This window comes from Massilia sp. TWR1-2-2 (assembly GCF_049897565.1).
In the GTDB taxonomy this organism is placed as follows: Bacteria; Pseudomonadota; Gammaproteobacteria; order Burkholderiales; family Burkholderiaceae_D; genus JAFCUW01.
The window spans coordinates 97,494-120,234 of the sequence record NZ_JAFCWM010000007.1; the positions used below are offsets into that span (position 1 = coordinate 97,494).

Annotated in this window: 21 protein-coding genes; 9 read left to right on the forward strand and 12 right to left on the reverse strand. The window is 64.7% G+C overall.

Annotated elements, in window-relative coordinates; all coding sequences use genetic code 11:
- Positions 1–57: 57 nt before the first annotated feature.
- The 5 genes from ACP7DD_RS08700 to ACP7DD_RS08720 all read right to left on the reverse strand — a co-directional run bounded on the left by ACP7DD_RS08700 (position 58) and on the right by ACP7DD_RS08720 (position 5,104).
- Positions 58–1,173, reverse strand: coding sequence for a YbdK family carboxylate-amine ligase (locus ACP7DD_RS08700; RefSeq protein ID WP_426174339.1), 1,116 nt, complete (start codon positions 1,171–1,173; stop codon positions 58–60).
- Positions 1,163–2,353: a cation:proton antiporter gene (locus ACP7DD_RS08705; RefSeq protein WP_426174341.1), complete on the reverse strand. Its 1,191-nt coding sequence runs from the start codon at positions 2,351–2,353 to the stop codon at positions 1,163–1,165. Before ACP7DD_RS08705 ends, ACP7DD_RS08700 begins: the two co-directional genes overlap by 11 nt.
- A 117-nt stretch (positions 2,354–2,470) precedes the next feature.
- A complete protein-coding gene (locus tag ACP7DD_RS08710; RefSeq protein ID WP_426174342.1) occupies positions 2,471–3,640 on the reverse strand; it encodes a vWA domain-containing protein in 1,170 nt (389 codons plus the stop codon).
- A gap of 1 nt (position 3,641) precedes the next feature.
- On the reverse strand, positions 3,642–4,232 hold the full coding sequence (locus ACP7DD_RS08715; RefSeq protein ID WP_426174344.1) for a GNAT family N-acetyltransferase: 591 nt from the start codon (positions 4,230–4,232) through the stop codon (positions 3,642–3,644).
- Between the two features lie 5 nt (positions 4,233–4,237).
- Complete coding sequence (locus tag ACP7DD_RS08720) at positions 4,238–5,104, reverse strand: AAA family ATPase (protein WP_426174346.1); 867 nt, start codon at positions 5,102–5,104, stop codon at positions 4,238–4,240.
- A gap of 174 nt (positions 5,105–5,278) precedes the next feature.
- Between ACP7DD_RS08720 and ACP7DD_RS08725 the strand changes: the two genes are divergently transcribed.
- Together ACP7DD_RS08725 and ACP7DD_RS08730 are read left to right on the forward strand one after the other, a co-directional pair.
- Positions 5,279–5,617 (forward strand): c-type cytochrome, encoded by a 339-nt coding sequence (locus tag ACP7DD_RS08725; RefSeq protein WP_426174347.1) that lies wholly within the window; start codon positions 5,279–5,281, stop codon positions 5,615–5,617.
- A gap of 10 nt (positions 5,618–5,627) precedes the next feature.
- Positions 5,628–5,969, forward strand: coding sequence for a c-type cytochrome (locus ACP7DD_RS08730; RefSeq protein WP_426174348.1), 342 nt, complete (start codon positions 5,628–5,630; stop codon positions 5,967–5,969).
- Between the two features lie 126 nt (positions 5,970–6,095).
- On the opposite strand, the gene ACP7DD_RS08735 is transcribed toward ACP7DD_RS08730, so the two are convergent.
- The 5 genes from ACP7DD_RS08735 to ACP7DD_RS08755 form a co-directional block, all read right to left on the reverse strand.
- Positions 6,096–6,515, reverse strand: coding sequence for a DUF1841 family protein (locus tag ACP7DD_RS08735; RefSeq protein WP_426174349.1), 420 nt, complete (start codon positions 6,513–6,515; stop codon positions 6,096–6,098).
- Positions 6,516–6,604: 89 nt separating this feature from the next.
- On the reverse strand, positions 6,605–8,179 hold the full coding sequence (locus tag ACP7DD_RS08740) for an aspartyl protease family protein (protein ID WP_426174350.1): 1,575 nt from the start codon (positions 8,177–8,179) through the stop codon (positions 6,605–6,607).
- 96 nt (positions 8,180–8,275) lie between these two features.
- Positions 8,276–8,401 (reverse strand): hypothetical protein, encoded by a 126-nt coding sequence (locus ACP7DD_RS08745; protein ID WP_426174351.1) that lies wholly within the window; start codon positions 8,399–8,401, stop codon positions 8,276–8,278.
- Positions 8,402–8,527: 126 nt separating this feature from the next.
- Positions 8,528–9,226 carry an aspartyl protease family protein gene (locus tag ACP7DD_RS08750; RefSeq protein ID WP_426174352.1) on the reverse strand — a complete coding sequence of 233 codons (699 nt, stop codon included), beginning with the start codon at positions 9,224–9,226 and terminating at the stop codon, positions 8,528–8,530.
- 132 nt (positions 9,227–9,358) lie between these two features.
- Positions 9,359–9,982 carry an RNA pyrophosphohydrolase gene (locus ACP7DD_RS08755; protein ID WP_426174353.1) on the reverse strand — a complete coding sequence of 208 codons (624 nt, stop codon included), beginning with the start codon at positions 9,980–9,982 and terminating at the stop codon, positions 9,359–9,361.
- 203 nt (positions 9,983–10,185) lie between these two features.
- Here ACP7DD_RS08755 and ACP7DD_RS08760 point away from each other — a divergent pair, with 203 nt between their 5' ends.
- Both ACP7DD_RS08760 and ACP7DD_RS08765 read left to right on the forward strand, forming a co-directional pair.
- A complete protein-coding gene (locus ACP7DD_RS08760; protein WP_426174355.1) occupies positions 10,186–11,919 on the forward strand; it encodes a proline--tRNA ligase in 1,734 nt (577 codons plus the stop codon).
- Positions 11,920–11,924: 5 nt separating this feature from the next.
- Entirely contained in the window at positions 11,925–12,548 is a 624-nt protein-coding gene (locus ACP7DD_RS08765; RefSeq protein WP_426174468.1) for a lytic transglycosylase domain-containing protein, read from the forward strand.
- A 180-nt stretch (positions 12,549–12,728) separates the two neighbouring features.
- Here the strand turns inward: ACP7DD_RS08765 and ACP7DD_RS08770 are convergent, their stop codons facing one another.
- Both ACP7DD_RS08770 and ffh read right to left on the reverse strand, forming a co-directional pair.
- Positions 12,729–13,133, reverse strand: a complete 405-nt coding sequence (locus tag ACP7DD_RS08770; protein WP_133112060.1) for an SWIB/MDM2 domain-containing protein — start codon at positions 13,131–13,133, stop codon at positions 12,729–12,731.
- 232 nt (positions 13,134–13,365) lie between these two features.
- A complete protein-coding gene (gene ffh, locus ACP7DD_RS08775) occupies positions 13,366–14,733 on the reverse strand; it encodes a signal recognition particle protein (RefSeq protein WP_426174356.1) in 1,368 nt (455 codons plus the stop codon).
- A gap of 226 nt (positions 14,734–14,959) precedes the next feature.
- Here ffh and ACP7DD_RS08780 point away from each other — a divergent pair, with 226 nt between their 5' ends.
- From ACP7DD_RS08780 to ACP7DD_RS08800, 5 genes are all read left to right on the forward strand, one after another.
- The gene (locus tag ACP7DD_RS08780; protein WP_426174357.1) at positions 14,960–15,763 is read left to right on the forward strand and encodes a cytochrome C assembly family protein; all 804 of its coding nucleotides are present in this window, start codon (positions 14,960–14,962) and stop codon (positions 15,761–15,763) included.
- A complete protein-coding gene (locus ACP7DD_RS08785) occupies positions 15,760–16,002 on the forward strand; it encodes a PP0621 family protein (RefSeq protein ID WP_426174358.1) in 243 nt (80 codons plus the stop codon). Before ACP7DD_RS08780 ends, ACP7DD_RS08785 begins: the two co-directional genes overlap by 4 nt.
- 3 nt (positions 16,003–16,005) lie before the next feature.
- Positions 16,006–17,691 carry a sensor histidine kinase gene (locus ACP7DD_RS08790; RefSeq protein ID WP_426174359.1) on the forward strand — a complete coding sequence of 562 codons (1,686 nt, stop codon included), beginning with the start codon at positions 16,006–16,008 and terminating at the stop codon, positions 17,689–17,691.
- A gap of 43 nt (positions 17,692–17,734) precedes the next feature.
- Positions 17,735–19,162 (forward strand): sigma-54-dependent transcriptional regulator, encoded by a 1,428-nt coding sequence (locus ACP7DD_RS08795; protein ID WP_426174360.1) that lies wholly within the window; start codon positions 17,735–17,737, stop codon positions 19,160–19,162.
- Positions 19,163–19,705: 543 nt separating this feature from the next.
- The gene (locus tag ACP7DD_RS08800) at positions 19,706–22,654 is read left to right on the forward strand and encodes a ribonucleoside-diphosphate reductase subunit alpha (RefSeq protein ID WP_426174361.1); all 2,949 of its coding nucleotides are present in this window, start codon (positions 19,706–19,708) and stop codon (positions 22,652–22,654) included.
- Positions 22,655–22,741: the final 87 nt, after the last annotated feature.

Below are 22,741 nucleotides of genomic sequence, written 5' to 3' on the forward strand. Positions count from 1 at the left end.
GTCAGCTGCAACTGAACCGGGGTCCGCCCCCCAACTGAACAACCGGGGTCAGACCCCTTAGCCCCGGAAACGGCGGATCGCCGAATCGACCATTCCCTCGCAATTGCCCTCGGCCGCATACTGCTGGCGAAGATAATTCGCATCGCTGGCGCCGTCGGCCGCGGCCTGCAGATGCCGCAGCGCCACCGTGCTGCCGAGCACCTCGGCGTGCGGCGCCATCGCCGCCAGCGTCTTCAAGATGTCTTCCCGCAATGACACCGTCTGGTAGGTTTTTGGATGCGTGATGGCGCCGTCGAGCCCGAAGCGGCAGGCCTGGAACCGGTTGTAGTTGTAGACCAGGTAGTCGTCCTCGACCGGCGGCGGTTCGGTGCGCTCGAGCAGGTGGCGGCACAGCGCCTGCAGGTAGCCGGCCAGCGCCGCGGCGCGCTCGACCGTGAGCGGGGTGTCGCACACGCGCAGCTCGATGGTGCCGAATTCGGGCTTGGGCCGGATGTCCCAATAAAAATCCTTCATGCTCTTGATGATGCCGGTCGCTTCCATCTTGGCGTAGTAGACGTTGGCGAAGTCGTCCCAGCGCAGGCAGAACGGCGCGCGCCCGCTCATCGGGAATGCGAACACCGAGTTCAGCCGTGCCGAATCGAACAGCGTGTCGCGCCCCTGCACGAACGGCGACGACGCCGACAGCGCGATGAAGTGCGGCACGTAGCGCGACAGCGAGTGCAGCAGGAACATGGCGTCGTCGCCCGAACTGCAGCCGATGTGCACGTGCTGGCCGAAGATGGTGAACTGCTTGGCCAGGTAGCCGTACAGCGACGACAGTTCCTGGAAGCGCGGCTTCGGATAAATCTTCTGCTCCGACCAGTGCTGAAAAGGATGGGTGCCGCCGCCGCAGATGCCGATGTTGAGCGTGTCGGCGGCGGCCACCAGCGTGTTGCGGATCAGGTGCAGTTCGGCCAGCAGCGGCGCGTGGCTGCTCTGCACACTGGAATTAATCTCGATCATGCTCTCGGTAATTTCCGGCGTGACATTGCCGGGGAAGGGCTTCTTGCCCAGCAGGTGCAGCAGGTCGGGACTGGCGGCGGTCAGGTCGAAGTCCGACAGGCTCACCAGTTGCAGCTCGAGTTCGACGCCGAAGGTCAGCGCCTCCGACTGGGCAAACGGTTCAAGTGCCATGGTGTTGCTCCGGTGTTTCGCGCGCCCAGATCAGGGCGCGCTGCAAGATGATGGGGGCGCACAGTTCGAGCAGCAGGATGACGGCGGCCAGCGCGCGCACCGGCTCGGCCATCAGCATGCCGGCCTGGCGCGCGTGTTCGAGCAGCAGCACGACGAAGATCGACAGCGGCGCCAGGCCGAGTCCGGTCAGCGCGCCCTTGCGCCACGAGATGCCCGACAGGTGCGAGAAAGCGGCGACGCCGGCCGTCTTGGTCAGCAGCCGCACGGCGATGATGGCCAGCGCCAGCGCGCCGCCGGACAACACGTCGCGCCAGTCGAGGGTGGAGGCGGCGAATACGAACAGCAGCACCGCCAGCAATTCGCCGAGGGCGCCGAAGTTGCGCTGCGCCTGGCCGAACGTGACGCGGCGGTGGCGCGCGGTCAGGCCGAACGCCAGCGCGGCGACTACTGGCGAGAGCTGGAAGGTGTAGGTGACCGACACCAGCAGGATCACCGACAGCGCGAACGCGACGGTGGCGTCCTGCGCCATGTTGCCGAGCGCGCGCAGCAAGCCCGGCACCACGATGCCGGCGGCGGCGCCGGCCAGCGCCGACAGCGCCAGCACGACCAGGCTGTTGAGGGCGGCGTGGGCGAGGTCGTCCGAGCTGCGAAACAGCCAGAAGCCAACCACGATGTTAAAGGCGAACACCGACAGCACGCAGTTCAGCGCCGACAGGTGCATCACCCGCTCGGTGACCTGGCCGCAGCTGCGAAGCTCGTTGATGACCCGCACCAAGGTGGCCGGCGACGTGGCCATCGACAGCGACGCCAGCATCAGCGCCGTCAGCTGGGCGCTGCCGAACGCGACGGCGACGTAATAGACGGCAATGAAGGTGGCGGCCGACTCGACCAGGCCGGCGATGCCGATCCACGGGTTGGTGCGCAGCCAGCGCAGGTTGATGCGGTAGCCCAGTTCGAACAGCATCAGCGCGAAGGCTATGTCGGCCAGCAACAGCACGGCGCCGCCTTCCGGCTTGGGCAGCACGCCGATCTGGGCGGCGCCGAGTGCGAAGCCGACCAGGCCGTAGAAGGAGACGCGCGGCAAACCGGTCCAGCGCTGGCCGAATTCACCGGCGAGCCAGGCCACGGCGACAGCGAGCGGCCAGGCCAGGCTGGTAAGTATCGACAACAGATCGGACATGTGGGTCCTTCGCGTGGTAAGCGCTTGGGCGATTCTACAAGAGGAGGGCAGCGCGCACGGTTGATGGGATCAGACGCTGATCGAGCGGTCAGACCCCTGCTGCGAGCGTTGCGGCTGTTACTTGCTCAGCAAGCGCATGCCGCGCTCGAGGCCGTCGATGGTCAGCGGGAACATGCGATTGTTCATGATTTGCTTGATGACCGAGATCGACTGGCGGTATTGCCACACGGGCTCGGGCTCGGGATTGAGCCAGATGAACTTGGGAAAGGCATTGCAAAAGCGCGCCAGCCATGCGGCGCCGGCTTCTTCGTTGTTGTACTCGACCGAGCCGCCCGGCTGCAGCACTTCATACGGACTCATGGTGGCGTCGCCTACGAAGATCAGCTTGGTGTCGGCGGGATACTTGCGCAGGATGTCCCAGGTCGGGAAGCGCTCGGCCTGGCGGCGCCGGTTGTTCTTCCACAGGTAATCGTAGACGCAGTTGTGGAAATAGTAGAACTCCATGTTCTTGAATTCGGTCTTGGCCGCCGAGAACAATTCCTCGGTGCGCTCGATATGGTCGTCCATGCTGCCGCCAACGTCGAGCAGCATCACCACCTTGATCTTGTTCTTGCGTTCCGGCTGCATCTTGATGTCGAGCCAGCCGGCATTGCTGGCGGTGGCGTGGATGGTGGCCTCCAACGCCAGTTCCTCGTCGGCGCCTTCGCGCGCGAACTTGCGCAGCCGCCGCAGCGCGACCTTGATGTTGCGCGTGCCAAGCTCGCGCTCGGCATCGTAATCCTTGTACGAGCGCTGCTCCCACACCTTGACCGCGGTGCGCTTGCCGCCGGCGCCGCCGATGCGGATGCCTTCCGGATTGGTGCCGCCGTTGCCGAACGGCGAGGTGCCGCCGGTGCCGATCCACTTGCTGCCGCCTTCGTGGCGCTCCTTCTGCTCCTTCAGCAATTCATTGAGCCGGTCCATCAGCTTGTCGTAGCCAAATTTTTCCAGCGCCGCCTTCTGCTCGGGCGTCAGCTCGCGCTCCATCCGCTTGAGCAGCCAGTCGAGCGGAATCGCGCTGTTGGTCTCGAAGGCGCCGTTGATGCCCTTGAAATACTGCGCAAAGGCGCGGTCGAACTTGTCGAAATGCGCCTCGTCCTTGACCATTGCCAGCCGCGACAAGTAATAGAAGTCGTCCATCGACTGGCCGATCAGGTTCTTTTCCATCGCCTCGAGCAGGGTCAGGAATTCCTTGATCGTCACTGGAATCTTGGCGTCCTTCAGCGTGTAGAAGAAATCGATCAGCATGCTAGGCCCCCGCGCGCAGCTGCAGCCGGTCGCGCAGCGCCGATTCGATGCCGTGCCATTCGCAGCGCAAGATGCTGTAGACGACGGTGTCGCGCACGCTGCCGTCGCGCCGCGCCGCGTGGTGGCGGATGACGCCGTCCTTGTGCGCGCCGAGCCGCTCGATCGCCGCCTGCGAGGCGTGGTTCAGGTTGTCGGTGCGCAGGCCGACCACTTCGCAGCCAAGCGTGTTGAAGGCGTGCGACAGCAGCATCAGCTTGCAGCTGGTGTTGACGCCGCTGCGCTGGCGGCTCTTGGCGTACCAGGTGTGGCCGATTTCGACGCGGTCGATCTCAAGCATGATGTCGTGATAGCTGGTCGTGCCCATGACGACGCCGCTGTCGTCGTCGATCACGGCGAACGCCAGCCGGTTCGGCATCGCCAGCGCGGCGCCGATGTAGTCGTCGACCTGTTCCGGACCCGGTACCCACGTCACGCGCAGCTTCCAGATCTGGCCGTCTTCGGCGGCCGCGCGCAGGCCAGGCGCGTGCGCCGGCGCCAGCGGCTCGAGGCGCACGCCGTTCAGTTTCAGGGTGACTGCTTGAACGTCGATCATGTTGCTCAGCGGTTGGTGCGCGACATGTACACCAGGCGCTCGAACAGGTGCACGTCCTGCTCGTTCTTGAGCAGCGCGCCGTGCAGCGGCGGCACCACCGACTTGCTGTCCTTGCTGCGCAGCGCCTCCGGGCCGATGTCTTCGGCCAGCAGCAGCTTGAGCCAGTCGAGAAATTCGGACGTCGACGGCTTTTTCTTCAGGCCCGGCACGTCGCGCACTTCATAGAAGCTTTGCAGCGCCTGGGCCAGCAGATCCTGCTTGAGCGTCGGGTAGTGCACCTTGACGATCGCCTCCATCGTGTCCTTGTCGGGGAACTTGATGTAGTGGAAGAAGCAGCGGCGCAGGAACGCATCCGGCAGCTCTTTTTCGTTGTTGGAGGTAATGATCACCAGCGGCCGGTGTTTCGCCACCACCATCTCGCGCGTTTCGTAGACGTAAAACTCCATCCGGTCCAGTTCGCGCAGCAGGTCGTTCGGGAACTCGATGTCGGCCTTGTCGATCTCGTCGATCAGCAGCACGACCGGCTCGGGCGCGGTGAATGCCTGCCACAGCACGCCCTTGACGATGTAATTGTGGATGTCGCGCACCCGCTCGTCGCCGAGCTGGGAGTCGCGCAGGCGCGACACGGCGTCGTATTCGTACAGGCCCTGCTGCGCCTTGGTCGTCGACTTGATGTGCCACTGCATCAGCGGCATGTTCAGCGCGGCGGCCACTTCCTCGGCCAGCATCGTCTTGCCGGTGCCGGGCTCGCCCTTGATCAGCAGCGGGCGCTGCAAGGTCAGGGCGGCGTTCACCGCCAGCTTCAGGTCGGCGGTGGCGACGTAACTGTCGGATCCCTCGAAGCGGGGCAGCGGTTGATGATGTGCGGTCATGGGAGTCGATGCCGGAAAATGGAATTGTTTCAAGTATATGCCAACTGCGCGAGGTCGGCAGGGCGACACTTTGAATCTGGACTGCAATGCGGTCTTGGGTTAAAATTGCAGGTTGATAGTGCAAGTAGTACGTTTTGCACGGCCGGAACCGATTATCCCCTTACCATTGCAACCATGAAAAAAATCTTTGCACTTCTCGTGCTCGCCGGCAGTGTCAATGCCGCCGTAGCGGCGGACATCGTTGGAAACCCGAAGGCCGGCGCGGCCAAGGTTGAAATGTGTATCGGCTGCCACGGCATCCCTGGCTACAAGGCCACGTTCCCGGAAGTGTTCCGGGTACCGATGATCGGCGGCCAGTCCGCCAAGTACATCGAAAACGCGCTGCAAGGCTACAAGAAGGGGGAGCGCAAGCATCCGTCGATGCGCGGTATCGCGCAGAGCCTGTCCGACCAGGACATCGCCGACGTTGCCGCGTATTACGCGCAGCAGCCTTCCAACACCGCGCAGAAATAAGGACAGCACCATGAAAAAACTGATTATTGCGCTGGCCGCCTGCGTCGTCTCGTTCAACGCTTTTGCGGGCGGCAACATCGCCAACGGCGAAGCGCTGGCCAAGAAGTACAACTGCGCAGCCTGCCACGGCGCCGACTACACCAAGGCGATCGACCCGAGCTATCCAAAGCTGGCCGGCCAGCACTACGATTACCTGGCGCACGCGCTGAAGGCATACAAGCGCGGCGACGGCCCGAACGGCCGCTCCAACCCGATCATGGCCGGCCAGGTCAAGCCGCTGTCGGACAAGGACATCGCCGACATCGCCGCCTATCTGTCGAGCCTGCCTTCGAGCCTGGTCACCCACCGCTGATCGCCGCCGTCCCGGACGGCACGCGAAAAACCCCTTCCGCCGTCGCCGGCCCGAAGGGATTTTTTTTCGCCTGGCGGATCCCCACTCCCCACTCCCCAATCGCCGGGGTTGTTATCCGCGCCGTGGCTAGCGCATGCGCACGCACTCGACGTAGGCGTCGGCGTCCGGCGGCGTGCCGTCGCGCTGCGAGTTCCAGATCATTTCGCCGAGACACTCCATGATGTGGTGGTGGGCGTCGTGCTGGCCGACGCGGCTAATCAGCGCATTGATGGCGTCGCGGATGCCGCGCGGCTGGTCGACCGACACCTGCTCGGAAATGGACAGGTGCATCGACAGGTGCAGGAAAGGATTGGTCTTGCCGCCCTCGACCGAGTAGTCGCGCGCCACGGCGGCGGCGGCGTCGGACAGCTCGTCGGCATACTCCGGGTGGCCGGCAATCCAGTCGCCGGCGATGGCCTCCATCGGGCTGAGGATTTCGCCGGCGCGCTGCTTGCGGAACACTTCGCAGAAGAAGCGGCGGACGTCATTCGATGACGGATTGAACATGGCGGATGTGGATCGAAGGAGAAAGGCCATATTGTAGCGCCGAACGCCCCATGTATCCGCAGGGGTCTGACCCGGTTATTCTGTTGAGGTCAGACCCCGGAGTTGCGGGCGCCAACTACTCCGGGCCGACCAGGCGTTGAAGGCGGCGGCCTGGCGCACTTGCCGCGCAGCTCGTCGAGCAATGCCTTCGACTTGTCCCGCTCGCCGGCCGCGCCGGCTTGTTCGGCGATGAACAGCCGGGCCTCGCAGCTGCGGGAGAAGGCCAGTGCCGGATCCTTGTCGGCCTGCCCCAGCAGTCGCTCGGCGTCAATCCGGCCGAGGTAGAAATCGGCGATCGGCGCCGGCCAGCGGCGCTCCTGGTCAGCGGCGAAGCGCTGCGCGAGTTCGCGCGCCGCGCGCGCCGGGTCGCCCGCCTGCAGGCGCGCGAGGTACAGGAACAGCGGCGCGCGGGCGTCCTCGGGGCGCTGCGCCGCGGCAGTGCCGAGCAACTCGGCCGCCTGAGCAAACTGGCGCTTGCGCAGCATGCGCACGCCGATCTCGATATTCGCCGCCGGATGCCCCTGGCTGGCTGCCTTGCTCAGCCATTCGGCCGCCTGCGCCTGGTCGACCGGCACGCCGATGCCCCGCGCCAGGCGCCCGGAAACGGCATACTGCGCTTCGGCGTTGCCGGCCTCGGCCTCCTGCAGCATCCACGGCGGAAAGCCTCGCGCGCCGCGGAAGAACACGTCCGCACCCAGATAGGAGATGTACCGCTTCTTCTGGCTTGTTGCAAACAGCACCCGGTGTGTACGCAGGAAGTCGGTGCCGAGCAGGATGTCGGCGGGCAGGCGGCCTGATGCCGGTTTGGCCGAAATATTGAGTTCGGCGTCACGGATCATTTCTGCGCCAATCTTTAGCGTGGCGAACACGGCGCGCCAGTTCGCCAGCCGTTCGCTGCCGACGCCGACCATGTCGCGCGACTTTTGACTGCCCGGCGCATCGGTGCCCACGCCGGCCTTGCGGGCGGCACGGTCGAACACGAAGCTGGTGGCGGAGCCGCTATCGATAATTGCGTCCAGTTTGACGCCGTTCAGTTCGACTTCGAAGGTCGGGTTGCAGCTTTCGCCGAAGTACCCTGTCATCGGCACGGCGTAAGTGCTCTCGCTCCAGTAGCCGAGATGGCTGTCCTTGCAGTTGGCGCCGCGGAAGAACCGCAGCGCCTTCTCGGCCAGCGACAGTTCAACGTCGGCCTGGAACAGGAAATCGGCGCCGACGATGGCGTCGAAATCGTGCTGGGGGGCCATGTCGCCGATGACGTTCATGTAGCGCCCCTCGGTGCGGGTCGGCCCGACCGCGAAGTCGCCGACGCGCGCGCGGTACACGCGGCTGGCGCCGCCCACGCCGTCGACGTGCTGGCCCGTCGTGCCCAGCACCAGGCCGAGGCGCTTGGCGGCGCGCGGCGTCAGGTAGGTTCTTCCCGAGCCGGTGTCGATCACCATTGGCGCTGGCGCACCATTGATGGTGCCGTCGACGGCCGGATGGAAGGACGCGCCCAGGTAGCGCAGCGGGACCGTCGCCACGTTGACGTATTGGCATTTTGCCGGCGTAGCGTCGGCGTGAACGGCAGCGCTGGCGCCGAGCAGGAATGCCAGCGGCAGGGCGCGGCGCAGCAAGGGATTTAGCATGTGCAATTCTAGCCCGGCGCTGATTAAGAATAATTTAATGTTGCATAAATAAAGAAAGGCAAAGCCGACTTTCCGGTCCGCGCTGTCTGTAGCGAGTCAGGGAATACGCCGTTTGCGAAACACCTCGCCGCCCAGATACGACACATACACGCGCCGTTGGCTCATGGAAATCAGGGCGCGGTGGGCGCGCAGGAAATCGGCGCCGATCAGCATGTCGGGCATGCCGATCGAGTTGCCGTGCGGCGGATCGTCGTGGATGCCGATGTTGGCGTTGCGGATCGTCTCGCTGCCGATCGTGAAGTCGACCTCGACCTGCCAGGTATCGATGCGCTTGTCGCCGACGCCGACCTATTTGCCGAGCGTGTGCACGTTCGCATCTCCCACGCGGATGCCGGCCCGCTCGGCCGCGGCGCGCGTCATGCCGGTGCCGCTGGCGCCGGTGTCGATGATGGCCTCGAGCTTGGTGCCGTTGACGTCGACGATAATGCGCGGGGTCGGGTGGCCGGTTTCGGTGCCGCCGAACGGGATCTCCATCGCCTCGGCACTCCAGTACGCCAGGAAAGTGTCGTCGCAGCCGCTCGCACGGTAAAACTTCAGTTTCCGCTCGGCGAGAAAAATCTCCAGGTCCATCTGCAGCGCGAAGTCGGCGCCGACGATGGCGTCGAACGGCATGCGCCGGCCCATGTTGCCAAGCACGCTCATCCTGACCTTGCCGCTATGCGCATTGCCAACTGAGAAGTCGTTGACCTCGGCGACGTAATTGCGCGAGACGCCACCGATCCCAACCGAATAGCGGCGTGTCTGAAGCAGCGAAAGGCCGAACTTGTCGGCCGAGTCCTTCAGCAACTTACTTTGATATGCACCCGTATCGAACAGCATGACCGCCGCCTTGCCGTTGATCGTGCCGTCGACCAGCGGCTGCCACGGCTCGCCGTCGCCGCGCAACTCGACTGTCGCAACCGGTACGTACCGGCATGCCGGGCCGTCCGCAGCAACCGCAAACGGCGCCGCCAGCAGCAGCATCGCGCACCACGCTCGCATCGTCATGATCATCCCGCACAAGTTGAACAGACACGCATTCTAGCTTGCATTTCAGGAACAAATATCAATCTTGCAATATCCAGGCGAAAAAAGACGGCGTGATGACACGCCGCCTTTTTGCTGACTGCAAGGTGCCGGCTATTCCTTGGCAGGCGCCAGTTGCGGCTCCGGCGCGCAATCGGGCTCGGCGGCAGCCGTTTCCGGCTCCGCCACCGCGTGGCGCGGCGCATGCGGCTGGCGCAGGTAGCGCGCGATGTGGCGCCGCTCGTGCGTGTGGCCGCCGGCAGCCGGCCACGTCAGAAAGCGCGACAGTTCCTGCAGCGCGCGCTGGTAGACGTCGCGCTTGAACTCGATCACGCAGTCGAGCGGCACCCAGTAGTCGTGCCAGCGCCAGGCGTCGAACTCGGGATGGTCGGTCAGGCGCAGGTTGACGTCGTTGTCGCGCGCGACCATGCGCAGCAGGAACCAGATCTGCTTTTGCCCGCGGTAATGCCCGCGAATTTCACGCTTGATGAAATGGTCCGGCACCTCATAACGCAGCCAGTCGCGGGTGCGCCCGACGATCTTGACGTGTTCGTGCCGCAAGCCGATTTCTTCCTCCAGCTCGCGGTACATCGCCTGCTCCGGCGTCTCGCCGTATTTGATCCCCCCTTGCGGGAATTGCCACGAGTGCTCGCGCACCCGCTTGCCCCACCACACCTCGTTCTGGGCGTTCAGCAGGATGATGCCGACGTTGGGCCGAAACCCTTCACGGTCGAGCATAATGCACCTCTCGAAACTTTCTGCCAGCGCGTGCCTCTTATTTTTTTACCCACAAATCCCCGCACCCACCAGGTTTTCGACGAGCGAAAACGGCGGGAACGGCTTAATCGGACCCATTTGTATAAAGATTGGACGCATCGGCCAGCTAATCCTTTAAAATTAGGTTGATTATAACTCTCTCTTTTTAAAAAGAATTCATCGATATGCGTGCCTCCCGATTTTTTATTTCAACTCAAAAAGAAGCGCCTTCCGACGCCGAGATCGTCAGCCACCAGCTGATGATGCGCGCCGGGATGATCAAGCGCCTCGGTTCGGGCATCTATACCTACATGCCGACCGGACTGCGGGTGATCCGCAAGGTCGAGGCGATCATTCGCGACGAGATGAACAAGGCGGGCGGCATTGAACTGCTGATGCCGCTGGTCCAGCCGGCCGAGCTGTGGCAGGAGACCGGCCGCTGGGACAAGATGGGCCCGGAACTGATGCGCGTGAAAGACCGCCACGGCCGCGAGTACGCGATCCAGCCGACGTCCGAGGAAGTCATCACCGACGTCGTGCGCACCGAAATCAAGTCGTACCGCCAGCTGCCGTTGAACTTCTATCATATCCAGACCAAGTTCCGCGACGAGCGCCGCCCGCGCTTCGGCCTGATGCGCGGGCGCGAATTCACCATGAAGGACGCCTACTCGTTCGACCGCGACCTGGCCGGCATGCAAGCGTCCTACAAGGTCATGTTCGACGCCTACACCGCCATCTTCACCCGCTTCGGCCTGAAGTTTCGCGCGGTGGCGGCCGACAACGGCGCCATCGGCGGCACCGGTTCGCACGAATTTCACGTCATCGCCAGCACCGGCGAAGACGCGCTGGTGTACTGCCCGACGTCCGACTTCGCCGCCAACATGGAAGCGGCCGAAGCGATGCCGCTGGCGGCCAGCCGTCCGGCCCCAAGCCAGGAACTGACGAAGACGTCGACGCCCGGCACCACCAAGTGCGAGCAGGTGGCGCAGTTGCTCGGCACCCCGCTGTCGAAGACCGTCAAGACGATCGCCCTGGTCATCGAGAAGGAAGTCGATGGCAAGAAGACGACCGAAAACTGGATGTTGCTGCTGCGCGGCGACCATGAAATGAACGAAGTGAAGGTCCGCAAGGTGCCCGGCCTGGCCAGCCACCGCTTCGCCACCGAAGCCGAGATCCTGCTGTGCTACGGCACCTTGCCAGGCTACCTGGGCCCGATCGGCACGAAGCAGCCGGTCACCGTGGTTGCCGACCGCACCGTCGCCAACATGGCCGACTTCGTCTGCGGCGCCAACGACAAGGATTTCCACTACACGGGCGCCAACTGGGGCCGCGATGTCGCCGAGCCGCTGGTGGCCGACCTGCGCAACGTCGTCGAAGGCGACGCTTCGCCGGACGGCAAGGGCGTACTGGTGATCGAGCGCGGCATCGAAGTGGGCCACGTGTTCCAGCTCGGCACCGCCTACTCGGAAAGCATGAAGGCGACCTTCCTCGACGAAAACGGCAAGCCGGCGCCATTGCAGATGGGCTGCTACGGCATTGGCGTCACGCGCATCCTGGGCGCCGCCATCGAGCAGAACTACGACGACAAGGGCATCGTCTGGCCGACCGCGATCGCGCCGTTCGAAGTGGTGCTGTGCCCGATGGGCATGGACCGCAGCGAGATGGTCAAGACCGAAGTCGAGAAGCTGTACGCCGATTTGCAGGCGGCCGGCGTCGACGTCATTGTCGACGACCGCGGGCTGCGTCCGGGCGCCATGTTCGCCGACTGGGAACTGATCGGCGTGCCGCACCGCGTGGTGATCGGCGAGCGCGGCCTGAAAGAGGGCAACCTCGAATACCAGGGCCGGCGCGATGCCGAGGCGAGCGCCGTGCCGGTGGCCGGCATGGTCGAGTTCATCAAGGTCAAGCTGAGCCAGTGAGTCGGATGACTTGGCTGGCCGCGGTGTTGCTGGCGGCCAGCCTGGCCGCCAGCACGGCCGCGCACGCCGGCAACCAAAAGGAGGAGGCACTGGCCGACTCCGTGCGCCTGGCGCTGGCCAACGCCATCAAGGATGCGCGCCCGCCGCAGCCGGTGTTTCGCGACGAGGCGGCGCGGCTGCGCTACCATGAATGGCTGGCGCAGATGTCCGAGCGCCTCAAGCGCAAGCTGCCGGACGCGCAGTTGCGCACCGAGTTCCTCGCCACCGCCTGGTACGAGGCTACCCGCGCCGGGCTCGATCCTGGGCTCGTGCTGGGGCTGATCCAGGTCGAATCGGCGTATCGCAAGTACGCCGTGTCGATGGTCGGCGCGCGCGGCTACATGCAGGTGATGCCGTTCTGGGCCAAGGTGATCGGCGACAGCGACCGCAGCAAGCTGTTCCACATGCAGACCAACCTGCGCTATGGCTGCGCGATCCTGCGCATGTACATCGAGATGGAGGCCGGCAACCTGTACCTGGCGCTGGGGCGCTACAACGGCAGCCGCGGGCGGCCGGAGTATCCCAACTCGGTGCTGGCGGCGTGGAAGAAGTGGGAGCTGGCGCCGGCGGCGCCAGTGATTACTCGCTGATCGCGGCGCTGCACAAATGGTAGCGGCTCTCGCCTCTGCGGGAACCCATACCATCTAAAAGTAATCGCGAACGCCGAATTTGAGTTTTATTAATTAGCGGCGATGCGAACTTAAAAACAAAAGGCCCCGGTTTCGCAACCGGGGCCTTTTTTCAATTCGGTCGTTACAACCTAGCTGTTTTTATTTCAGATGATCGGAAATGAGTTTCGTCATTTCGAACATGGAGACTTGGGCTTTGCCGCCAAAGACCGCTTTGAGCTTGTCGTCGGCATTGATCATGCGACGGTTAGCAGCGTCTTGCAGGTCGAGCTTTTTAATATAGTCCCACACTTTTTTGGTGACTTCGGTGCGTGGCAGCGGCGTCGCGCCAACCACTGCGGCCAGGGTGCTGGACGGAGTCATCGCCTTCATGAAGGCGGCGTTAGGCTTGCGTGGTGCTGCTGGTGCTTTCTTCGCTGCGGCGGCTTTTGGCGCCGCGGCCTTTGCTGGAGCTGCTTTTTTAGCCGCTGGCTTTGCCGCTGCTGCTGGCTTGGCTGCCGCTTTTTTTGCTGGAGCTGCTGCTGGGGTTTTTTTGGCTGTTGCCATCTTCGAGCCTCCTTAACGAACACATGGGAAATTGCGCAATTGATCGCACGGCTTATATTGGTGGGCTTTTACTGTTGTTGCAAGTGTTTTTCGAGATTTTTCACTCCAATACAAGCGAAATTCACGGTTCAGGCGCCGCGCTGCTGCAAAGGCGGCGTCGCAGAGGGGAAATCGAATAAAAAAGCCGGCCGCGGAACAGTTCCGCCGGCCGGCATTTTCTCGGCTAAATGGCTTAGCGCATGCCCGGCATCATGCCTTTCATCCCGCGCATCATCTTCATCATGCCGCCGCCCTTGAGCTTTTTCATCATGCTTTGCATCTGGTCGAACTGCGCCAGCATCCGGTTTACTTCCTGCACCTGGACGCCGGCGCCGGTCGCGATGCGGCGTTTGCGCGTTGCCTTGATCAGTTCCGGCTTGGCGCGCTCTTGCGGCGTCATCGAGTCGATGATGCCGCACATGCGGCGCACCTGCTTGTCGGCCTGGTCCATGTTGGCGCCGCCGGCGGCCTGCTGGAACTGCGCCGGCAGCTTGTCGACCAGGCTTGCCATGCCGCCCATTTTCTTCATCTGGCCCAGCTGCGACTTGAAGTCGTTCATGTCGAACTTGCCGCCGACCTTGATCTTGTTGGCCAGGTCGGCCGCCGCCTTGGTGTCGACCCCCTTGCGCGCTTCTTCCACCAGCGCCAGGATGTCGCCCATGCCGAGGATGCGGTTGGCCATGCGCTGGGCGTCGAACGCTTCGAGGCCGTCGAGCTTTTCCGACACGCCGGCAAACTTGATCGGCTTGCCGGTAATGTGGCGCACCGACAGCGCGGCGCCGCCGCGCGAGTCGCCGTCGAGCTTGGTGAGGACGATACCGGTCAGCGGCAGCGCGTCGCTGAACGCCTTGGCCGTGTTGATCGCATCCTGGCCGAGCATGGCGTCGACGACGAACAGCGTCTCGATCGGCTTGACCGCCGCGTGCACCGCGGAAATCTCCGCCATCATCGCTTCGTCGATGCCGAGGCGGCCGGCGGTGTCGATGATCAGCACGTCGTGGTAGTGTTTCTTGGCCCAGTCGAGCGCGGCAAGGGCGATGTCGACCGGCTTGTCGGTGGCCGAACTGGGGAAGAAGTCGGCGCCGACCTGTTTGGTCACCGATTCGAGCTGGGCGATCGCGGCCGGGCGATACACGTCGGCCGAGACGGTCAGCACTTTCTTTTTCTTCTCTTCGCGCAGGTACTTGGCGAGCTTGCCGACGGTGGTCGTTTTACCGACACCTTGCAGGCCGGCCATCAGGATGATCGCCGGCGGCTGCTGCGCAAAACTCAGCTGCGACGCTTCTGGGCCGAGGTCGGCGCCCATCAGCGCGGCCAGTTCCTTCTGCACCACGCCGACCAGCGCCTGGCCGGGGCTGAGCGAGCCGATGACTTCCTCGCCGAGCGCCTTTTCCTTGACGCGGCTGATAAATTCGCGCACCGCCGGCAGGGCGACGTCGGCCTCGAGCAGGGCCAGGCGCACTTCGCGCAGCATCTCCGCGGTATTGGTTTCGGTCAGACGCGCCTCACCGCGCATGGTCTTGACGACCTTGGCAAGGCGTTGGGTTAAGTTATCTAGCATGGCAAACCTGGATCGAGTCGTGGACAAGCCCGGCGCAGCGCCGGAAAGTGACGCATTTTACCTCATCGACAGCGCGCGCCGACACGCTGGTGTCAGGTCTGACATTAAGACATTCGCGCGCGAATGTCTTAATGTCAGACCTGACACCAGCGTTGCACCTATATATATAGTCGGGGCCGACCCTGGCTGGGGCACCGGCGGCGCGCCGATAGTGTAAACTTAGCCGATGCAAACCTATTTCTTTTTAGCTGCCACGCTGCTGTACGCGGTGTGCGCCGTGCTGCCGGTCCGCCAGGGCGGCCTGATTTCGGCCGTCACCGCGGCCGCCTGGCTGCTGCACGGCGCCGCGCTGTGGTTCGACATGCGCGCGCCCGGCGGCCTGCGCGTCGGCTTCGCCATCATGCTGTCGGCCGCGCTGTGGGTGTCGGTCGCCGCGTACTGGCTGGAAAACCGCAACTTCGCGCTCGACGGCCTGCGCCGGCTGGTGATGCCGTGCGCCGCCGCCGCCGCCGCACTGCCGGCGGTGTTTCCCGGCAGCGTGTTCCAGCTGCAGGGCCAGGCGCCGGCGTTCGGCTGGCACATCGCGGTCGCGATCCTGGCCTACAGCACCCTGACCATCGCCGCTTTCCACGCCGTGCTGATGGCGCTGCAGGAGTCGCGCCTGCACACGCGCAGCCCGGCGCCGAACTGGCTCGGCGGCGCGCTCGACCAGCTGCCGGCGCTGCTGACGATGGAAAAGCTGCTGTTTCGCCTGATCGGCATTGGCTTCGTGCTGCTCAGCCTGACCGTATTGTCGGGCATCGTGTTTTCCGAACAGCTGTTCGGCGCCGTCCTGAAGTGGGACCACAAGACCGTCTTCGCACTGCTGTCGTGGCTGCTGTTTGCCGCGCTGCTGACCGGCCGCAGGTGGCGCGGCTGGCGCGGCAAGACGGCGCTGCGCTTCACGCTGGCCGGCTTCGCCACGCTGGTGCTGGCCTACGTCGGCAGCCGTTTCGTGCTCGAAGTGGTACTGCACAGGGGGCTCGCATGACACGCTTCCTGTTCTGGGTGGCGCTGGCGATCCTGGTGATCTGGGCGATCCGCAGCAAGATCCGTTCGGCCGGCCTGACGCCGCCGAAGGCGCCGCCGCCGCCGCCGCCGCCGCCGCCGGCGATCGAGACGATGACCAGCTGCGCCCACTGCGGCGTGCATTTTCCGCAATCGGAAGCGGTGCGCGCCGAGGGCCTCGACTACTGCAGCCCGGCCCACGTGCGGCTGCCGGCCAAGTAGCCGATGGCCCGCTGGCAGGCGCTTTCGGTCCAGTCGCGCGATACCTTCTGGCGCTCGCTGCAGACGCTGACGGCGACGCGCATCGTCATCGCCATCGTGCTGCTGCTGTACCTCTCCTTCGACACCCGCGGCGGCGCCGGCCAGCACCTGTACGCCAAGACCTGCTTCGCCTACCTGGCCGGCGCCGTGCTGTTCGGCGCGCTGACGTTCTACTGGCGGCGCCGCTTCATGCTGCAGCTCGGCGCCCAGATCGCGCTCGACCTGGCCGTCATCTCGCTGCTGTATGTCAGCGGCGGCGGCGTGCGCAGCGGCCTGGCGATCCTGTACCTGTTTCCGCTGGCCGGCGCGGCGATCCTGGCGCCGCTGGTGCTGGCGTTGTTTTCCGCTTCGCTGGTGACGCTGTTCCTGATCGGCGAAAGCGCCTGGAGCACGTACGTCAAGGACGGCGACACGCCGCTGCTGCAATCGGGCGTGTTCGGCGCGGCGTTTTTCGCCGTGGTGCTGCTGGTAAGCCGGCTGGCGGCAAAGCTGATCGGCCAGGAAGACCTGGCGGCGCGCCGCGGCGCCGACCTCAAGATCCAGCAGGCGATCAACCGCATCGTCATGGCCGATGTCGGCGACGGCATCCTGGTCGTCGGCCACGACGGCCAGGTATTTACCAGTAACCCGGCGGCCCAGCGCATGCTGGCGCTGGCCGGCGAAGGCTGCGACTTCCGCCTGGCCGACGTGGCGCCGCTCGACCCGATCGCGCAGGCGTTCGGCGCCTGGCTGCAGCTGCCGCTCGAAGGGGCCGGCGGCGAGGCCGGCGGCGCCTTCGTCACCGTCAAGCCCGGCCAGGAAGCGGGCGCCGAAGCGGGCCCCCTGCTGCGCAGCGTGCGTCCCGACCTGGCCGCGCACCTGAAACTGCGCTTCGCGCGCGTCGACACGCCCGACCAGGCCACCGAGCGCTGCGTCATCTTCCTGCAGGACGTCACCGCCATCGAAAACCAGGCGCAGCAACTCAAGCTCGCGTCGATGGGCCGCCTGACCGCCAGCATCGCCCACGAGGTGCGCAACCCGCTGTCGGCGATCGGCCACGCCACCTCGCTGCTGGCCGAAGACCTGTCCGAGCCGTCGCACGCGCGGCTGCTCAAGATCGTCGGCGACAACGTCGCCCGCGTCAACCGCATGGTCGAAGACATCCTGCAGCTGTCGCGCAAGGTGCAGCCGCACTCCGAGCCGCTGTACCTGGCGCCGTTCCTCGCCGAGATCCGCGCCGAGTTCCAGGAAACCCACGCGCTGCCCGAGGACATGATCCGGGTCGGCGCCACCGGCAAGTCGCCGGTGCGCTTCGACGCGCTGCACCTGCGCGAAGTGGTGGTCAACCTGCTCACCAACGCGATCCGCTACGCCAGCGCCACGCCAGGCTCGATCCGCCTGTTCGTCGTCGGCGACGGCCCCGGACGCATGGAACTGCACGTGCAGGACGACGGCCCCGGCATCACGCCGGAAGTGCGCGCCCACCTGTTCGAGCCGTTCTACACCACTTCGAGCAAGGGCACCGGCCTCGGCCTGTACCTGGCGCGCGAACTGTGCCTGAACAACGACGCCATGCTCGATTACGAATACCGTATCGACCCCGGCGCGTTCGGCCTGCGCAAGGCCAGCGGCAGGTTCGTCATCACCTTCGCGCAGCCGTGGGCCGTATGATGCAAGTACCTGGTATGAAACCGAGCCACCGAAAGGCCACCCCATGACTTCACCCCGCATCCTGGTCGTCGACGACGAAGCGGACCTGCGCGAACTGCTCGACATCACGCTCGTCAAGATGGGCCTGGACGTCGACTGCGCCGAAACGCTCGGCCAGGCGCGCGCGCTGTTTGCCGCCAGCGAGTACGCGCTGGTGCTGACCGACATGCGCCTGCCGGACGGCCTTGGCCTCGAGCTGGTGCGCGAAGTGGCGGCCAGCGGCAAAGGCACGCCGATCGCCGTCGTCACCGCGTACGGCAGCGCCGACAACGCGGTGGTGGCGCTCAAGGCCGGCGCCTTCGACTACGTGTCCAAGCCGGTGGTGCTCGACGATTTGCGCGTGATGGTGCGCTCGGCGCTGCGCCTGACTAGCCCGGGATCGGCGCCGCCGGCCGCCAGCGCGGCGACGCCCAGCCGGCTGATCGGCGACTCCGCCGCGATGCAGGCACTGCGCGCGCAGATCGCGCGCCTGGCGCGCTCGATGGCGCCGATCGCCATCACGGGCGAATCGGGCAGCGGCAAGGAACTGGCCGCGCGCGAGATCCACGCCCAAAGTTCGCGCGCGGCGCGTCCCTTCATCGCCGTCAACTGCGGCGCCATTCCGGAAGCGCTGATGGAGGCGGAGTTCTTCGGCTACCGCAAGGGCGCCTTCACCGGCGCGGCCGACGAGCGCGATGGCTTCTTCCAGGCCGCCAACGGCGGCACCCTGATGCTCGACGAAGTGGCCGACCTGCCGCTGGCGATGCAGGTCAAGCTGCTGCGCGCGATCCAGGAACGGCGCGTGCGCAAGATCGGCGCCACCGCCGAGCAGCCGGTCGACGTGCGCATCATCAGCGCCACCCATCAGGACCTGGCCCATTGCGTCGAAACCGGAAAATTCAGGCAGGACCTGTTCTATCGGCTCAACGTGATCGAGCTGGCGCTGCCGCCGCTGCGCGAGCGGCTCGCCGACCTCGGCGTGCTGACCGAGGCGATCCTGGCGCGGCTGGCCGGCGGCGGCCAGAAGGCGGTGCTCGGCGCCCAGGTGCTCGAAACGCTGTGCGCCTATTCATTCCCCGGCAATGTGCGCGAGCTGGAGAACGTGCTCGAACGCGCGCTGGCGTTCGCCAACGACGGCGTCGTCGAAGTGGCCGACCTGTCGCTCAAGAGCGCGCGGGTAGGGGAGGCGACCGCTGTGCCGGCGCCGTCGCCGGAGTTCGCGGCGGCAGCGCTGGCCGCGCCGGCGCCGGTGGCCGCCGCGCCGACCCTTGGCCCCGACGGCCTGCCCGACAGCCTGCCCGACTACCTGATCCAGGTCGAGCGCGACATCATCGTGCGCGCGCTGGCCCAAACCCAGTTCAACCGCACCCAGGCCGCGCAGCTGCTCGGCATCAGCTTTCGCCAGTTGCGCTACCAGATGCAAAAGCTCGATATCCAGCAACCGGAGCAATAAGGCGCGACGCGTGTTGCTTTTTCGCCAGCGCAATATGATATGACGGCTTTTCGGGCGGGGCAGAACGACTCCGACCCGCTTCCCGCCGCAGAAATCATCGGCGCCTAGCGCACCATGGCGGCGCAAACCTGCCTCCAAATGATGCAGTGTTAGTGCCCGCTCACCGGCTGGTCGGCGTCCTTTCCGCACCGAAAAATGTCAAGCCTCCACACCGAAAAAAAGATCAAATATTTAGTATCCAATGGTGTCCGAAATGTATTGCGTGAGGTGCGGCCAGGCACTACAATTAGTCTCACTTAAGCGCTTCTGACTAGATGTAGTGGTACACGGGGATCTTCCCTGGCACAGTTTTGTACCCCGTCCAGCACTTCGGACCGGTTTCCGACCAGCGTATTCAACCCATGTTTAACGTCGTTTGCCATCAGGCTTCAACGGTTGGCAGGGTATTTTTTGCTTTTTTATTTGTTGATCGATCAGCCTCGCCGCCGGTTTACTTGATAACAATGGCTGCAGCACGACTGCATGCCGTCCCTGGGAGCTTCAATGCAAACATCACAAGACATTTCCACCAATTCGCTGCACGTCACCCCAGGTTCGACGGCTCCCGCAGCCGCTGCAGCGGCAGAGATCGCGTCGCATGGCGACTACCGCATCATCCGCCGCAACGGCGCCGTCGTCGCGTTCGAGCCATCGAAGATCGCCATCGCCGTGACCAAGGCGTTCCTCGCCGTCACCGGCGGCCAGGGCGCTGCATCGGCGCGCGTGCGCGACCTGGTCGAGCAGCTGACCGCCAGCGTCGTCGCCGCACTGGTGCGCCGCCATCCGGGCGGCGGCACCTTCCACATCGAAGACGTGCAGGACCAGGTCGAACTGTCGCTGATGCGTTCGGGCGAGCATGACGTCGCGCGCGCTTACGTGCTGTACCGCGCCAAGCACATGGAAGAGCGCCGCCTGGCCAAGGAAGCGCAAGGCGCCTCTGCCCAGGTCGCCGCACCGCAGATCCACGTGCTTGAGAACGGCGAGCGCCGCGCACTGGACATGAACCAGGTCCGCGACCTGATCAACGCCGCCTGCGTGGGCCTGGAAAAGCACGTCGACGCCGACGCCATCCTCGCCGAGACCGTGCGCAACCTGTACGACGGCGTGCCGGTCGAAGAGCTGCACAAGTCGGCCATCCTGGCAGCGCGCGCGCTGATGGAAAAGGACCCGGCCTACTCGCAAGTGACGGCCCGCATCCTGCTGCACACGATCCGCAAGGAAGTGTTCGGCCAGGAAGTGCCGCAGGCAAAAGCGGCGGCACATTATATAGAGTACTTCCCGCAGTACATCGCCAAGGGCATCGCCAACGAGCTGCTCGATCCGGTCCTGGCCACCTATGACCTGGCCAAGCTGGCCCGCGCGCTGGTCGCCGACCGCGACTTGCAGTTCGGCTACATCGGCCTGCAGACCCTGTACGACCGCTATTTCCTGCACGTGCGCGATGTCCGCATCGAAATGCCGCAGGCGTTCTACATGCGCGTGGCGATGGGCCTGTCGCTGCGCGAGGAAAACCGCGAAGCGCGCGCCATCGAGTTCTACCACCTGCTGTCGTCGTTCGACTTCATGAGCTCGACGCCGACCTTGTTCAACTCAGGCACCTTGCGCTCGCAGTTGTCGTCTTGCTACCTGACCACCGTCTCGGACGACCTCGAGGGCATCTACGACGCGATCAAGGAAAACGCGCTGCTGGCCAAGTACGCCGGCGGCCTGGGCAATGACTGGACCCCGGTGCGCGCGCTCGGCGCCCACATCAAGGGCACCAACGGCAAGTCGCAAGGCGTGGTGCCGTTCCTGAAAGTGGTCAACGACACCGCCGTCGCGGTCAACCAGGGCGGCAAGCGCAAGGGCGCAGTCTGCGCCTACCTGGAAACTTGGCACATGGACATCGAGGAATTCCTCGACCTGCGCAAGAACACCGGCGACGACCGCCGCCGCACCCACGACATGAACACCGCCAACTGGATTCCGGACATGTTCATGAAGCGCGTGATGGAAAAGGGCGACTGGACGCTGTTCTCGCCGTCCGAAGCGCCGGACCTGCACGACAAGGTCGGCAAGGCGTTCGAACTGGCCTACACCGGCTACGAAGCGAAAGCGGCCGCCGGCGAAATCCGCGTATTCAAGAAGATCGCCGCGCTCGACCTGTGGCGCAAGATGCTGTCGATGCTGTTTGAAACGGGCCACCCATGGATCACCTTCAAGGATCCGTGCAACATCCGTTCGCCGCAGTCGCACGTCGGCGTCGTCCACAGCTCGAACCTGTGCACCGAGATCACGCTCAACACGAACGAGTCGGAAATTGCCGTCTGCAACCTCGGTTCGGTGAACATGCCGGCGCACATGAAAGAAGGCAAGCTCGACAAGGTCAAGCTGCAAAAGACCGTGCGCACCGCGATGCGCATGCTCGACAACGTGATCGACATCAACTACTACGCCGTCGAGAAAGCGCGCAACTCAAACATGCGCCATCGCCCGGTCGGCATGGGTATCATGGGTTTTCAGGATTGCCTGCACATGATGCGCATCCCGTTCGCCTCGAACGAAGCGGTGGCCTTTGCCGATACGTCGATGGAAGCGGTGTGTTACTACGCTTACCTGGCCTCGACCGAGCTGGCCGAAGAACGCGGCCGCTACGAGTCGTACGAAGGTTCGCTGTGGGACCGCGGCATCCTGCCGCAGGATTCGGTGGCCTTGCTGGCCGAAGAGCGCGGCGGCTACCTGGAAGTCGATAGCTCGTCGGCGATGGACTGGACCCCGGTGCGCGATCGCATCAAGCAGTTCGGCATGCGCAACTCGAACTGCGTGGCGATCGCTCCGACCGCGACGATTTCGAACATCATCGGCGTGTCGGCCTGCATCGAGCCGACGTTCCAGAACCTGTACGTGAAGTCGAACCTGTCGGGCGAATTTACAGAAATCAACGCGTACCTGGTGCGCGACCTGAAGGCACGCGACCTGTGGGACGAAGTCATGATTGCCGACCTGAAGTATTTCGACGGTTCGCTGGTCAAGATCGACCGCATCCCGCAAGACCTGCGCGACATCTACGCCACCGCCTTCGAAGTGTCGCCAAGCTGGCTGGTGGAAGCTGCATCGCGCCGCCAGAAGTGGATCGACCAGGCGCAGTCGCTGAACATCTACATGGCAGGCGCATCGGGCAAGAAGCTCGACGAGACGTACAAGCTGGCATGGTTGCGCGGCCTCAAGACCACCTACTACCTGCGCACCATGGCGGCGACGCACATGGAGAAGTCGACGTCGAAGACCGGCGCGCTGAACGCGGTGGCGGTCGACGGCGGCATGTCGGCCAGCGCCCAGGGTGCGGTGGCGGCAGCCGAAGCGGCCGCGGCAGCATCGGCAGCGGCGGCCACGGCCGCGGCGCAAGCCGACGGTGCGGCGTGCTACCTGCGTCCGGGCGACGACGGTTTCGAGGAATGCGAAGCCTGCCAGTAAGCGTCGGGTCTGGGGTCTCGGCGCCCCCGTCTGACCCCTGAGGGTCAGACCCCGGTTGCGCTAGTGGCAGCACCACTCACATCACAC